9 protein-coding genes and 1 pseudogene are annotated in these 14658 nt (G+C 57.8%); 5 read left to right on the forward strand and 5 right to left on the reverse strand.

Annotated features, from left to right (window positions below):
• The first annotated feature begins 5 nt into the window (after positions 1-5).
• Both IEX36_RS13405 and IEX36_RS13410 read left to right on the forward strand, forming a co-directional pair.
• Positions 6-413 carry a hypothetical protein gene (locus tag IEX36_RS13405; RefSeq protein ID WP_188760074.1) on the forward strand — a complete coding sequence of 136 codons (408 nt, stop codon included), beginning with the start codon at positions 6-8 and terminating at the stop codon, positions 411-413.
• 292 nt (positions 414-705) lie between these two features.
• Positions 706-2859 (forward strand): polysaccharide lyase family protein, encoded by a 2154-nt coding sequence (locus IEX36_RS13410; protein WP_188760075.1) that lies wholly within the window; start codon positions 706-708, stop codon positions 2857-2859.
• A gap of 73 nt (positions 2860-2932) precedes the next feature.
• Here IEX36_RS13410 and IEX36_RS13415 read toward each other — a convergent pair whose 3' ends face one another.
• Together IEX36_RS13415 and IEX36_RS13420 are read right to left on the reverse strand one after the other, a co-directional pair.
• Positions 2933-3613: a Fe2+-dependent dioxygenase gene (locus tag IEX36_RS13415; protein WP_188760076.1), complete on the reverse strand. Its 681-nt coding sequence runs from the start codon at positions 3611-3613 to the stop codon at positions 2933-2935.
• Positions 3614-3688: 75 nt separating this feature from the next.
• Complete coding sequence (locus IEX36_RS13420) at positions 3689-6298, reverse strand: TonB-dependent receptor (protein WP_229669001.1); 2610 nt, start codon at positions 6296-6298, stop codon at positions 3689-3691.
• 392 nt (positions 6299-6690) lie between these two features.
• Here IEX36_RS13420 and IEX36_RS13425 point away from each other — a divergent pair, with 392 nt between their 5' ends.
• The 3 genes from IEX36_RS13425 (at position 6691) to gyrA (ending at position 11995) form a co-directional block, all read left to right on the forward strand.
• Positions 6691-7455 carry an ABC transporter ATP-binding protein gene (locus IEX36_RS13425; RefSeq protein WP_188760077.1) on the forward strand — a complete coding sequence of 255 codons (765 nt, stop codon included), beginning with the start codon at positions 6691-6693 and terminating at the stop codon, positions 7453-7455.
• Between the two features lie 6 nt (positions 7456-7461).
• Entirely contained in the window at positions 7462-9120 is a 1659-nt protein-coding gene (locus tag IEX36_RS13430) for a hypothetical protein (protein ID WP_188760078.1), read from the forward strand.
• 163 nt (positions 9121-9283) lie between these two features.
• On the forward strand, positions 9284-11995 hold the full coding sequence (gene gyrA / locus IEX36_RS13435) for a DNA gyrase subunit A (protein ID WP_188760079.1): 2712 nt from the start codon (positions 9284-9286) through the stop codon (positions 11993-11995).
• Positions 11996-12098: 103 nt separating this feature from the next.
• Here the strand turns inward: gyrA and IEX36_RS13440 are convergent, their stop codons facing one another.
• The 3 genes and pseudogenes from IEX36_RS13440 to IEX36_RS17725 all read right to left on the reverse strand — a co-directional run.
• A complete protein-coding gene (locus IEX36_RS13440; RefSeq protein WP_188760080.1) occupies positions 12099-13901 on the reverse strand; it encodes a DUF262 domain-containing protein in 1803 nt (600 codons plus the stop codon).
• 43 nt (positions 13902-13944) lie between these two features.
• Positions 13945-14268 (reverse strand): BrnA antitoxin family protein, encoded by a 324-nt coding sequence (locus tag IEX36_RS13445; protein ID WP_229669002.1) that lies wholly within the window; start codon positions 14266-14268, stop codon positions 13945-13947.
• A pseudogene (locus IEX36_RS17725) lies at positions 14249-14431 on the reverse strand (BrnT family toxin); the annotation flags it as partial. The pseudogene IEX36_RS17725 and the gene IEX36_RS13445, both read right to left, overlap by 20 nt.
• Positions 14432-14658: the final 227 nt, after the last annotated feature.

Consider the following 14658-nt stretch of genomic DNA (forward strand, 5'->3'; position numbering starts at 1 on the left):
AACCGATGAAATTCATGATCCCTTTACTCGCAGCGATGCTACCGGTAGCGTCCGTAGCGCAACCACAGTCTGGAGCAGCTTCAGGCATACCCGCTGCGGCCATACCTCCAACAACCGCGGTACTGGTCATTGAAACTCCCAGGCAGGGCGTAACCCCTCAACAAATCATGGCCGTCATTCCGGACGAGATTCAGGCAACGGTGAAGCTATACCTCGACGGAAAGATTCGGGAATGGTATTCGCGCGGCGATGGCCGGGGTGTCATCTTCCTCGTCGAAGCGAAGTCCGAAGACGAAGCCAGAGGCATCATGGAAACACTGCCGCTTGCGAAGGCGCACCTGATGAATTCCGAGTACATTCCTGTAGGACCGCTGATGCCGCTGAGGGCATTGAATCCGGCAGCGTTCCAGTAACGCTTCTCGTTTGCAAGAGAGCTCATGTCCATGGCCGGAATCTGTACAGGTTCGCCTTCCATCTTCTGAAAGATCAACCTGAAGCCGCAATGCAGGAAAACCGGCATTCGGTATAAAGCCCGACTCGGTCATCTGCGGGAGTGCAATGCTTTCGCGGCCGGTCGGGCAATCGTTTTACCAAATAAGAAATTAATTATGTATTGACACACATTCGCCGCCGAATGTACCGTGTCTCCTGTTCCATTGGTCTAACCAAATCCATTACCTCAAAAAAACTCCCCGGAGGCTCCCCATGAGACCCATGCAGTCTTTCTGGCTTTTCGGAACTGCTCTCCTCTTCCTTTGCGCGGCCATGCCCACACACGCGCAGATCACCATCGATACCACCAACCCCGTTGACTGGAAGATCTCCAATGGCGTCGTTTCGCTCGACTGGAACTCCACCGACGCCCACGTCTTCAGCGTCCACCTCACCGGACACACCGACGAGCTCGTTGATGTCACCAGCACGCACAACGGCCAGCCCAACGGTCTCTATATGGACAACGCCGGCACCGGCTCCGGCACCAACACTGCCGGCTACGCCTTCGGCCCGAACAACAGCTATCTCGACTGGTGGATGACCACCGCGTCGAACGCGAAGAACGCCTTCACCTATTCGCAGCATTACATCATCACGCCCGGGGACTCCGGCTTCCACGTTTACTTCGTCGCCAACCACTCGGCAACCGACGTGAAGGGAAGTCTCGGCCAGGTGCAGTACGTCTTCCGCCTCAATCTTGGCCTCTTCACCAACACCTACTCGTACAACACTGGGCTCTACAACCCTGGCGCGAGCATCGTGCCGCTGCCGTCGCCCGACGTCCTCGGCAACACCGACCCCGGCCGCCAGGTGCAGAACGCCGCGCTCGATCTGCACGGCCTACCCGTGCCCGCCGGCTACACGCGCCAGTTCTATACCAAGTACGACTACTCCAGCTTCGAGTACTTCCACCGGGCGCATGGCGTCTACGGCACAACCTACGCGGCGTGGACTGTCATTCCCACGCTCGACTCGCTCGTCGGCGGCCCCACCAAGCAGGACCTCATCTTCACCGACAACCTCCTCATGATGGAGTGCCTGTCGAACCATCTCGACAACGACCTCGGCTACACGCCCGCGCAGGGGGCGAACTCAAGCCGCCTCTTCGGCCCCTACTACTTCCACTTCAATACCTTCGGCGGCGCGACAAACACGCCGTTCGCGCTCTATCGACAGTCGCTCGCATCGGCTGAAGGTTTCCATCACTTCTACGATCACGAGCAGACGCTGCTCGATAGTGGCTACGTCCCCAGCGACCAGCGCGGTCGCGTCGAGATCGACGCCGACCTCTCACACCACGGCGACTTCGACGCCGATGATCAGGGTCACGGAAACTCCGATCCAGACAATCACGGCCACGAGCACCACAACTGGCCACAGCCAGCATTCGCCGTGCTCTCCGACAATCAGACCAACTTCCAATACACCACCGTCGGTCACGAATACTGGACTGAAGTCGGCAACGGCGACTCGCAGATCAAGCATGTAGCTCCCGGAACCTATCGCCTCTCCGTCTACAAACTCGGCGAATGGGGCGAGCTGCGCCACGACAACATCGCCGTAGCGCCGGGCGACACCACGCGCCTGAACGAAGTGAAGTTCACGCCGGAGAACTTCAGCACCGCGCCGCCCATCTGGACCATCGGCACGCCCGATCGCTCCTCGCACGAGTTCCTCCACGGCCACACACCCGATGGCCGCGACGACCGCCAGTACTGGGGCAACTGGAACTACTGGGCCGACTTCGCCGCCAACAACGGCGCGGTCATCTACTACGCCACGCCCGTCGGCCTCACGCACGCCACCAACGACCTCAGCCAGTGGAACTACAACCAGTGGCAGAGCTTCGATCCCGGCCTCTACGCTGGCATCTACAACTCAGCCGACGACACCACCGACGGCTACAAATACATCCTGCCGTCCTACGTCTCCAGCCCCGGCGCAGCCGCACCGCCCTGGCAAATCCACTTCACCACAACGAAAGACCAGCAGGCACAGGGACAGTACGCCGTCCTCTCCGTCGGTCTGGCCGATACCGAATCCAGCTACATCGTCACGCTCAACGGCCACCAGCTCATCTGGCACGGCTACAACTTGAAGAACAGCGACGCCAGCCTGCGCAGCGGCCTCTCCGGCACCTACCAGTGGGTCGTCTTCCAGTGGGATGCCGCCGACCTCAACCCTCCCGGCGAGGACAACGTCATCACCTTCAGCGTCAACCACCAGGCCGGCGTCATGTACGACGCGCTCCGCATGGAGATCACCAACAAGTCAGCCGACCCCGCCGTCACCGGCTGGAACGACTACGAGTATCTCTACAACTCCACCTACACGCCCGCCAACGACGCGGCGCAGAACCAGTAACAAAAAGCTCCGGCAGAAAGCGGCCCACGCTGCTTCCTGCCGGAGCATTTCATTGAAGCATGCGTGTGCGCGGTTACATCTCAGCCCAGCGCCGCAGCAGATTGTGATACACCCCCGTCAACTGCACACCCACAGGATTCCCCGGCGAATCCACCGCCAGCCGCTGAATCGCCGTGTCCAGGTCATACAGCAGCGTGCGGTCGCCGTCCGAACGGATCATGCTCTGCACCCAGAAGAACGAAGCCACCCGCGCACCGCGCGTCACCGGATTCACCCGATGCAGACTCGTCGCCGGATACAGCACCATGTGTCCCGCGGGCAGCTTCACCTGGTGAACGCCGTACGTGTCCTCCACGATCAGCTCGCCGCCGTCATACTCCTCCGGCTTCGAGAGAAACAGCGTCGCCGAAACATCCGTGCGAATCCGCTGCCCGGTCGAAGCCATCGCGCGAATCGCCGTATCGACATGCGTGCCGAAGTGTCCGCCGCCCGTGTAGCGGTTGAACATCGGTGGAAACACCCGCAAGGGCAGCGCCGCCGACATGAACACCTTCGACCGCGCCAGCGCCGCCAGCACCATCTCGCCCAGCTTCACCGCCGTCGGATGGCCCTCCGGCAGTTGCAGGTTCTCCTTCACGCCCTGCGCCTGATAGCCAGCCGTTACCTTGCCATCCACCCACTCCGCCGCATCCAGAGCCGCCCGCGCCGCGGCCACTTCATTCGCATTCAACACATCCGCAATCGTAATCAGCATCACTCACCCCGAAAAGTTGTCATCCTTCGCCGCAGGCGGAGGACCTGCTTCTCTTTCACTACGCCTCAACCGCTGCTAGAACCGGTAATTCACGCCAACCAGCGCACTCACGCCCGCACCCGGCACCAGATGGCTCGGATGCGGCTCATCAATATAGAACCGGTTCAGCAGGTTATAGACATTCGCCTGCAACTCCAGCTTGTCCGTCACAGGCCTGCGCAGCATGGCATTGAACACCCAGTACCCCGGAACCTGCTTCATTGCTGTTGCTAATACCTGATACCCCTGGGGGGTTAGAGGCCCATAGAGCACAGGCACATACGGCACCGTCGAACTCGCTGTCCTGCTGGCCACATAATTCCCACCCGCACCTATATAAAGCCGCATCGGAAGCCTATGGGTCACAAACAAATTGAACGTCTGCTTCGGCACATTCGCCAGCGGATACCCAATCGAAGTAGGGAACAGCTTCGAGAAGATCACCGCGCTATCCAGATACGCATAGCCTGCAATCAGGTCCGTCCCCTCCGGCAATCTGCCCACGACGCTGAACTGCACACCTTTCACCAACTGGTTCCCGGCCAGCACAATATTGTTCGAGTTCGTCGGATCGGTCTCGCGCGCATTGTCCTTCTCGGTCCTGAACCATGCCGCATCCACGAGCAGATGTTCATTCAGGAAATTCCACTTCGTCCCCACCTCGTACGACTCATTCTCCTCAGGAGGAAGAATCGACGTAGCTACGCTCAGCGACAGCGTTTCCGCCGACGGATCGAAGCTCGTCCCATAGTCGAAGTACACACTCCCGCGCGACGACGGCTTATACACAAAGGCCGCGCGATACGAGGGCTGCGCCACCACCTGCGAGATCGGCCCAATCGGCGCCGACACCGTCCCTCCCGTCGGAGGAGCAACCGGCTGATACGAGTTGAACCCCGTGACGAACCTGTCCCAGCGCACGCCGCCCGAGGCTTCAAACAATCGCCCCAGCTTCACCGTGTCCACAAAGTACAGCCCCACGCTCTTCGACTTTGTATGCACCACCGTCGAGATGTAGCCCGTCCCGCCGAACGGCTGCGCCTCATTCGGATCGAGCAGCGTCGTCGAAGGCACCGTGTTCACCTTGTTGATCGTGTAGCTGTACTTGATCGGGTTCGAGATCTCCTGCCCGCCCTCAACACCAGCGACCAGCGCGTGCGGAATAGCGAGCGTCCTGAAGTGCGCCGTCACCTCAGTCTGGTCCCACAGATCGCTTTCCACGCTCTTGATCTGAATCTGGTTGCGGTTCACCTGCGCGATCTCGCTCGCAGGAGTCGCAGGCGTATACGGGCAAGTCACCGCTGAGTTATAAGCCAGCGTCGGCAGCGACGCCACATACCCTCCCACCGGCACACTCATCGACGCATTCGAGCAGATCTGCGGCTCCGTAATCTGCACATCACGCGGATAGTTCGCCGCCCGCGCAATCGTCCTCACCGATACGTCCGGCGAAAAATCATGGTCCACCTTCAGCGTCACGATATCGTCGTTCGTCTTCAGGTAGTTCTCATCGCGAAAGCCGAAGTAGCTGTGCCTGTTCACACCGGGAGCGAGTCCATTCGCCAGCCACGGCAGCCCATAGTCCGGCGTGTCGTCCTCGCTCAGGTGAAAGTAGCCGAGCGTCGCGCGCGTCTTCGTGTTCATTCCAATCGACACCGCAGGAGCCACGCCGAACCGGCGAATCTCCGCAGCATCGCGCCCCGCTACGCCTCCCTCCTGCGCCATCACATTCAGTCGCGCCGCCGAGCCGCCAAGCGTATCGCCAATCGGCGAGTTCAGGTCGGCCGTCACGCGCCGCGTCAGGTCTGTGCCAAACTGCGCGTCGATGTGAGCGAAGCGGTCCATCGCCGGCACTTTGCTCTCCTGATTGATCACGCCGCCCGTCGAGCCGCGGCCAAACTCCACGCCTGCCGGGCCCTCCAGCACCTCCACCTGGTCGTAATTAAAGGAGTCGCGGTAGTAGCTGCCGAAGTCGCGAATGCCATCGAGAAAGATATCGTTGCGCGCCGTAAATCCGCGGATCGTCAGGTTATCGCCCTGCGCCCCGCTCTCGCCCGCCGCCAGGCTGATGCCCGGCACGTTGCGCAGCGTATCGCGCAGCGTCGAAACGCCTTCGTCCTTCGCCACAAACTGCGGCACCACGCTCACCGACTGCGGCGTGTCCAGCAGCGGTTGGGTGAACTTCGCCATCGCCACATCACTCCGAGCAGCCGCCGTCACCGAGACGGTATCGCTCGCAGCAATCCCCACCACCATCGCCGAGCCTTCTGCGTGGAAGCTCAATCCAGTGCCATCCAGCAGCAGGCGCAGCGCTTCATCCTCGCGATAAAGCCCCGCCACGCCCAGCGATGTGAAGCCCGCAATCGTGTTCGCAGGCAGCGTCAACTTCACGTTCAGGCCAGTCGTCTTTTCGTAAGCGGCCAGCGCAGTATTCAGAGGACCGGCAGCAATATTGAACCGCTTCAAAGGAAGCGTCGCGCCCGGCACACCTGCTCCGCTCGGATCAACCTTCTCAGCCGCCCTCGCCGCCCGCGTCCCGCCCATTACGGCATAGGCGGCCAGCGTTCCCGCTGCAACCCATCCACGCGCCCCACTAAACGTCCGCACCCTTCTGCTCAATACCTTGCGCTCAACTCGCTTCATCATTCCTCACTCAATGTTGTGCTGCGATCAGGTGTCGTTCTGAGCCAGCATCTTTGTCGCTGCCATCGCCCAGCCTTGAAAAAGGGCGCACCAATCCATCAACTGCCAAACCCTCAAATCGAGGGGCCAATCACAACTTGTAAAGGGAGTTAGGAGGGTCTAGAACCCAAATCTCCAGTTCAGGTCAAGCCAAAACGTTGATATTTCGCCGACCTTTTGAATATACGACAACATCAGTCCCATATCAATAAAAATATGAGACTGATTTAGTCTTATTTATTTTAATCAGAGAGAGCCAGATGAGATGGCACAAAGCGAACTCTACTCAATTCAGACCACTTTGCAGCTTGACACTGCAATGTAGATTACTACATAGTGTTCGAAGAGGTGCTGACTTGCTCGAACTGCGAGACATCAACAAGAGTTATTCCAGCATCCCTGCCGTCGAAGGTGTCAGTTTCGCCGCACGTCCAGGCGAAGTCACCGGCTATCTCGGGGCCAACGGCTCCGGCAAATCCACCACCATGAAGATCATCACCGGTCTCATCGAAGCGAGTTCGGGTGGGGTCTTCTATCAGGGGAAGTCAATTCACGGCGATCTCATGTCCTTTCGTCGCATCCTGGGATACGTGCCGGAGGAGCCGCATCTCTACATGCATCTGAGCGGCATGGAATACCTCGTCATGGTGGCGCAACTCCGCAACATGGAGCGCAAGGCAGCGTCCAGCCGTATACATGGCCTGCTTCACCTCTTCGGGCTTCATGCGGACCGCGACCTTTCGCTCTCGTCCTACTCCAAAGGCATGCGCCAGAAGATTCTTCTCATTGCGGCGCTCATGCACAACCCCGGTCTCGTCCTGCTCGATGAGCCATTCTCTGGCCTCGACGTTGGTTCCTCGCTTATTCTGCGCAGCCTCATTCAGGAGCTTGCCTCGCGCGGCAAGGTCGTCCTGTTCAGCTCGCACGAGCTTGAGACCGTCGAACGCGTCTGTTCGCACATCATCATCCTGCATCGAGGCAAGATCGTGGCCGACGATTCTATCGGCCATCTTCGTGAACTGATGTCCGTGCCCACGCTCGAAGGCATCTTCTCCCAGCTTGCCGTCGAGCAGGACTCTGCCGCCATCTCCCGCGAAATCGCAGACCTCATCCACGCCTGAGCCACTATGAATCCCAGCCAATTCCGTGTTCTCTATCGCGTCTTTCTGCTTCGCATCGTAGACCTGGAGCTGCTCTCCTCCGACGCCGATCCAACCAGACTCATTGGACAGTTTCTCGCTCTCTTCGCCAGCGTCAGCTTTTTGTTTGTTGTTCTGTTGCTTTTTATCGCAGGGGGCCACCTCCCTATAACCAGCGCGTGGATGTTCGAGCACTTTTTCATCGAAAACAGCATGACCGCTGCTGGAATCATTCTTGTGCTCAACTGGGACGCCGCATTTCCCGACCGGCGCGATGCCCTCGTGCTCTCACCTCTGCCGATACCAGCAGCTACGGTCTTTCTTGCAAAGATAACCGCGTTGCTGGTTGCGCCCTTGCTTGCTGTCACCGCATTGAATGTATTCATCGGTCTTATATGGCCTGCTCTCTTCAGCCCGGCGCATTCCGGCCTCCCCGGCCTGTTTCGCTCGGTGCTTGCCTATTGGCTCACCATTTTTCTGGCCAGCGCCTTCATCGTCTTCTTCTTTCTCGCGGTACAGGGTCTTGCGGCAAACCTTCTTCCACGCCAGTTTGCGCTACGGTTGTCCGCTATCTTCCAGGCAACGGCGCTATGTCTTTTGCTTCTTGTCTATTTCCTCGAACCGTCGCTCGAATATCCAGCGGCTCTCGCGGCGCCGCAGAACCAGCATCTGCTTGCGTGGCTGCCATCCTATTGGTTCTTCGGACTCTTCCAGCAGCTCAACGGCTCCATGCGAACAGTGTTCGTCCCGCTCGTACACCGCGCCTGGATCGCGCTTGGTATCTCCGTGCTGGGAGCACTCGTTGCATTTGTGCTCTCCTACCTGCGCGCTCTGCCGAAGATCGCCGAACAGCCCGACATCCTTCCTATCTCGCGCAGGCTCCGATGGGCTCCGCGCATTGGCAACCGGCTCCAGACAGCTATCTCGCTGTTCACCTTACGAACGCTTCTTCGCAGCCGCCAGCATCGCATGATCCTCAGCTTCTATCTTGGAATTGGCCTGGTCATCGTCGTCGCCTACATGAAGATGCCTATCGGTGGCCACATCTCCTCCAGATCAGAGATCAATCCCACCATCCTGCTCGCAAGCGTTCTCATGATGATGCTTGCCATCCTTGCAATTCGCGTAGTGGCATCGTTTCCTATCTCGCTTCGGGCGAACTGGATCATCCGTGTGACGCAACTCCAGCCTGCCCGTAACTATCAAAGGGCTGTTCGCATCGCATGGCTAGCTCTTGGAGTCGCACCCGTCTGGATCCTTGCTGCGGCGTTGTTTATGAGGCGGTACCCTTGGCAACCAGCACTTGGACATCTCGCCGTCATGCTCTTGCTGGGAGCCTTTCTGGTCGAAGTCTGTCTCTACACCTTCCCTAAAATTCCGTTCACCTGCTCCTATCTGCCAGGCAAGGCCAACATCCACTTCGTCTTCTGGGTCTGCATCATGGTTGCCGTCCAGGTGCTTTATGGCGCGGCGAAGTTTGAGAGCAACACCCTGCGGCATCTCCTCAACTCGCTCCTGATGCTCCTGGCACTGGCGGCCGCCGTAGCAATCATGCACGCCCTTGCGCGCATGCACACCGAGCCTTCCCAAAACCTCCTCTTCGAAGAGGAATATGCTCCTGATCTCATCACCCTGAAGCTGAATTAGAAAGTCTTTATGCTCCAATCGGCTCGGATATCATAAGTGACACATTCAAAGGTAGATGTTGAATCATATCTTCCCCCGTATCTGGTCAAATTCCGCCAGAAAGTACGATGCCGTCAGTCTGCCAAACGCCTGCTAAAACCCTCTATAATAGACATACACAGACATGGCAGACGAACAGAATCCGCAACTCCCCTTGAATCCTGAAAATCCAGATAACCCCAACGGCTCGGTCCCGGGCCGGGGCGCGGCCTTCATGCTCTCCATCAACGTGGAAGAGGAGATGCGCCGGTCGTATCTGGACTACTCCATGTCCGTCATCATCGGGCGCGCCCTGCCCGACGTCCGCGACGGCCTCAAGCCCGTGCATCGCCGCGTCCTCTATGGCATGCAGGAGATGGGCCTCCAGTTCAACAAGAAGCACACCAAGTCCTCCAAGGTCGTCGGTCACGTCATGGGTAACTTTCACCCCCACGGCGATGCCGCCATCTACGACACCATGGTCCGCCTCGCGCAGCCCTTCTCGCTGCGCTACCCGCTCGTAGATGGCCAGGGCAACTTCGGTTCCGTCGACGGCGACCCACCCGCCGCCATGCGTTACACCGAGGCGCGCCTCACCCGCATCGCCGGCGAAATGCTCGCCGACATCGACTCCGACACCGTCGACTTCACCCCGAACTACGACGAGTCCACGCTCGAGCCCACGGTCCTCCCGGCACGCATTCCGAACCTGATCGTCAACGGCTCCGGCGGCATTGCCGTCGGCATGGCGACGAACATCCCGCCGCACAATCTCACGGAAGTCGTCAACGCAGCCATCGCGCTCATCTCAAAAGAAAAAGGCGAGACGCGCTCGGACCTCGAACTGGTCCTCGAGCACGTCAAAGGCCCTGACTTCCCCACCGGCGGTTACATCTTCGGCAAGAGCAACATCGCGCAGACGTACAAGACCGGCCGCGGCCGCTTCATCATGCGCGCCAAGTGCTCGATTGAAAACATCTCCGGCGGCCGCCAGGCCATCATCGTCACCGAGATCCCCTACCAGGTCAACAAAGCCAGACTCATCGAGCGCATCGCCGACCTCGTCAACGAGGGCGTCATCACCGACATCGCCCGCGACGAGTTCCGCGACGAGAGCGATCGCGACGGTATGCGCATCGTCATCGGCCTCAAGCGCGGCGCCGAGCACCAGATCGTCCTCAACCAGCTCCACAAGCACACCCAGATGCAGGAGAGCTTCAGCATGATCTTCCTGGCCGTCCACAACGGCCAGCCGAAAGAGCTGCCGCTCGACGCAGCCATCCGCGCCTTCCTCGAACACCGCATCGAAGTCGTCCGCCGCCGCACGGCGTTCCTGCTCGGCAAGGCACGCGACCGCGAGCACATCCTGCTCGGCTACCAGATCGCGCTCGACCATCTCGACAACGTCATCAAGACCATCCGTCAGTCCGGCAGCCGCGCCGAAGCCCGCGAAAACCTCTTCCAGTACTTCTCCGGCAAGAAGATCAACCTGCGCGGCACGGAGCTCAAAGGCGTCACGCTCGACCCCGCGAAGTACAACGTCGACATGACGTTCTCCACGACCGGCACGCTCATCCTCAGCTACCGCCAGGTCGACGCCATCCTCGAGCTGCAACTCTACCGCCTCACCCAGCTCTCCATCGACGAGCTGCTCAAAGAGCTCGCCGAGGTCCGCGACAACATCACCGAGTTCGAGTCCATCCTCGCCAGCGAAAAGAAGCTGCGCCGCGTCATCATCAAAGAGCTCGAAGAGGTCCGCGACAAGTACGGCGACGCCCGCCGCACCCAGATCGTCGACGAGACCGCCGAGCTTCAGCTCGAAGACCTCATCGCCGACGAGCAGGTCGCCGTCACCATCTCCAACACCGGCTACCTCAAGCGCACGCCCATCTCCACCTACCGCCAGCAGCGCCGCGGAGGCACCGGCCGTCTCGGCATGAAGACCCGCGACGAAGACTTCGTCGCCCAGCTCATCGTCGACTCCACGCACGCCTACCTGCTCTGCTTCACCAACACCGGCCGCGTCTACTGGCTCAAGATCTACGAGATCCCCGACGTCGGCGCCGCCGGCAAGGGCAAGGCCATGGCCTCGCTCATCGCGCTCCAGCCCGGCGAAAAGATCGTCACCATCCTCGGCATCCGCGATCTCACCGAAGCCGGCAAGTTCATCTTCTTCGCCACCCGCAACGGCACCGTTAAAAAGACCCCGCTGCCCGACTTCTCCAACGTCATGTCGCGCGGCATCATCGCCATCGGCATCGACAAAGACGACGAGCTCATCAACGTCCGCGTCACCGACGGCCACCAGGTCGTCTTCCTCGCCACGCACGAGGGGCAAGCCATCCGCTTCGACGAGAACGACGTCCGCAGCATGGGACGCCCCGCCTTCGGCGTCAAAGGCATCACCCTCCGCAAGGCAGACTACGTCGTCGGCCTCGCCGTCACCCCGTCCGAAGAGTCGCGCAAGAAGCGCCAGCAGGAGCTCAAGACCGAAGGCAAGGACATCACCCCCTGCCTCATCCTCTCGGTCTCCGAGAACGGCTTCGGCAAACGCACCGACGTCGAGGAGTATCGTCTCCAGACCCGCGGCGGCTCCGGCGTCATCAACATGAAGACCACGCCCAAGACCGGCAAGGTCTCCTCCATCCAGCTCGTCGACGACACCAGCGAGCTGATGGCGATCAGCCAGTTCGGCAAGATCATCCGCATCGACACCAACTCCATCCGCGCCGCCGGCCGCAGCACCCAGGGCGTCAAACTCCTCAACCTCGAGTCCGACGACAAAGTAGCAGCCGCCGTAGTCATCCCACCGGATGAAGCAAAAACCTCGCCGGAAGAGGGAACACTGTTGCAGTAAGCTAGGCCAGAAACCGGGTGCTCCATCTTTGCGCGGTTTTATCGTCGCTAAAGGTGGGGCTTTTCTCGTCAAGAATGAAGTGCGATGAATCGAGTAATTTAGATCAGATTTTCCAAATCTGTTTGTACCCAAGCTCACCAAGCTTAGTTGCGCGTTCAATGATTATCTTGTCGTCCCAAGAATTATGCTGATCATATAATTTACATACTTCACCTATCGTGGGATAGGCGCCAGCCACATTTTTCAACTCTCCTCGGAACAGCGAAACTTTATCAGCGACCGGCTTGTTGCTGAGCTTCGAATTCGCCTGCCGACTGATGACCAATAAGTTCCCAATGTTATTGATTTTCAGTGGGCGAAGCTTGGAATCCTGGGTGCCGTTCTGAGGCCAGATATGTTCGATATTGAGACTTTTCTTGAAGACATTAGGATGAGGGAAGAAAATCTGCTGTCGATCGCCAAGCGGGCGGCCGAAGTTATTGATTCTGTCGAATACGTACGCTAACTGAGGGATGGTTTTCCTCGCATATTCAATCTCTCTGAATAAGCTCACGAATGTTGCTTCTGGGGTCAACCGCGCTCTTAATTGAATTGAAACCTCTTCTGTTTGTTTCGCAAAGTCCTCGGTCGTCCCGAATTTTTCACACATGTCGGCATAGACTTTTTCGACTTCATTTCCTGTGTGGGAACATACAGACGTATTGATAAAATGGAAGTTCTCCAGCGATTTCAGAAGACGGCTGAATTGATTAGCAGCGCTAGCATCTTGAATAAGCTTCAAGCGACGAAGAGCCAGCATCGCTGCAAACACGAGTGGCTGAGCTTGTGTTACGTTGAATGCGCGAAGTGCTTGGAGCGACAGAAATACCTGTGTGTATCGATCTTGGTTTCCTGAAACAGCAGGTAGTTCGAAGTCTTTCAGGAACTCTCTGACCTTATCAGCGCCCAGTCCTGTGTCTCTTGTCAATGCAAAAAAGACAGAATACTCCCTTAGCTCTGTTGCGAGTTGGGCAGGTGTAACCTGTTTTACGGCGTAGGAACGCAGTTTCTTGTAAAGCTCCGCCTTTTGGACAGAGCCCTCTCTTGATACATAGAAACCGCGAAGCATCTTTGGCATAGACTGGGGAGCATTGTTCCGAATTTCCTTCCATATCGTCTTGATTTCCGGTACCTCTTGCTGATGCAGGTAGTTCTTTAAGAGGTCACTTACTTCCAGATCAAGCCCCCTATCGTTTGTTCGCTCAAAAATACTGAAAGCCTCCTCATCTGAGTCGATGTTGATACGAATTACTCGCGTGTTGTAAATCGCCTGTTGGAACGCCATTAGTGCGGATATATCCTTCGCTTTCATGACGCTGAGCATCAACTTATAGATGGGAAAAATCCTATTAATAGCGCGCTTTCCAACTTTTTTCGGAAAGATCCCGTTCCAATCTGACGATGCCATGGCGTCATAGGCCTCTTGGACAGAGGGCGAAGCCAGAAGCCGCATCCCTATGGACTGCATCGTGATCTTATGCGTAAAGGTTATGACCTGCTGAGTAGCCATCGCCATATTGGGTTGCTGCAGCTCTTTCGCGCGATCTCTGCATGCCATCAAAAGGAGGAATAAGCTTGTCAGCCGCTGCTGACCATCGACGATTCCGATTCGCTTATGCGATTTTTTCGAGGCATCGAGAATGATTGTTCCCAAATAAAGACCAGGGTCACGTCCAACATACCCTTCGAGGTCACCCAAAAGCTCGTCAACCTGGCGCGAAGTCCACGCATATGGTCGTTGGTACTCTGGGACTACAAACTGGTGGTCGGCAGCTAAGAGATCAGAGAGGGACAGTTCTTGAGGATCTATCATGGGCACAAGGTAACAGAAGAAGGTGGCTGAAAAAAACCTGGGTACCTCATTCATGACGCGGTTTCATGGACGAGATTCGCAGGAAGGGCACGGTCAATCAGCTAGCCTTATCCTCCAGCATTCTCTCCCGCAACAGACGATTCGCCCGGCTCTGATACCCCTTGCCATCCTTCTTCAGCCACGCGATCACATCCGCATCCAGCCGCAGGCTCACCGCCTTCTTCACCGGACGATAAAACTTCCCCCGCACCGCATCCTTCCACGCACTCTCAGGCAGTTCGGGAATGTCCGACGTGTCGATCTCGTGGTCAGGCATCCGCTTCAATGCCTCAATATTGGCCTTCTGCTTCTCCGTCAGCGGATCTCCGGGGTTGCGGTGGTAATACACCATCTTCGGCTTCTCATGCTTCTCCATCTTCATAGAGCCTCCTTTCACGCGCCGTTGTCTCACGAGCCGAGATAATGCGGACAATCTCCTCGTCATGCTCACTTCCCAAAGTATGGACAACCAGCAGCAGCATCACATCCCCAGCCAGACCGATCGTGTGCCATCGTTCCTCGCCATCCTCATTGCGGTCCGGAGCAGTACAAAGTGTGGATCATCAAAGACCAGCGTGGCGGTTTCAAAGTAAACTCCGTGCTTTCTGTAATTGCTTAGGCTTGTTCTCGTCCCATGAAAACTGCAAACGCACCGCCTCTACAAAAAGTATATACAAAAAAGTACATACATATAAAATCCACCTCTCAAATTGCGGGAAAAATCGCTTGTCAAGCCCCCAAACCACCTAACTCCATCAAACCAAACCACATA

Source organism: Edaphobacter acidisoli (assembly GCF_014642855.1).
GTDB classification, from domain to species: Bacteria; Acidobacteriota; Terriglobia; order Terriglobales; family Acidobacteriaceae; genus Edaphobacter; species Edaphobacter acidisoli.

Bases quoted from the DNA above. Each gene is read 5' to 3' on its own strand.
- IEX36_RS13405 (WP_188760074.1), top strand. From the start codon at position 6: ATGAAATTCATGATCCCTTTACTCGCAGCGATGCTACCGGTAGCGTCC.
- IEX36_RS13410 (WP_188760075.1), top strand. From the start codon at position 706: ATGAGACCCATGCAGTCTTTCTGGCTTTTCGGAACTGCTCTCCTCTTC.
- IEX36_RS13415 (WP_188760076.1), bottom strand. From the start codon at position 3,613: ATGCTGATTACGATTGCGGATGTGTTGAATGCGAATGAAGTGGCCGCG.
- IEX36_RS13420 (WP_229669001.1), bottom strand. From the start codon at position 6,298: ATGATGAAGCGAGTTGAGCGCAAGGTATTGAGCAGAAGGGTGCGGACG.
- IEX36_RS13430 (WP_188760078.1), top strand. From the start codon at position 7,462: ATGAATCCCAGCCAATTCCGTGTTCTCTATCGCGTCTTTCTGCTTCGC.
- gyrA (WP_188760079.1), top strand. From the start codon at position 9,284: ATGGCAGACGAACAGAATCCGCAACTCCCCTTGAATCCTGAAAATCCA.
- IEX36_RS13440 (WP_188760080.1), bottom strand. From the start codon at position 13,901: ATGAATGAGGTACCCAGGTTTTTTTCAGCCACCTTCTTCTGTTACCTT.
- IEX36_RS13445 (WP_229669002.1), bottom strand. From the start codon at position 14,268: ATGAAGATGGAGAAGCATGAGAAGCCGAAGATGGTGTATTACCACCGC.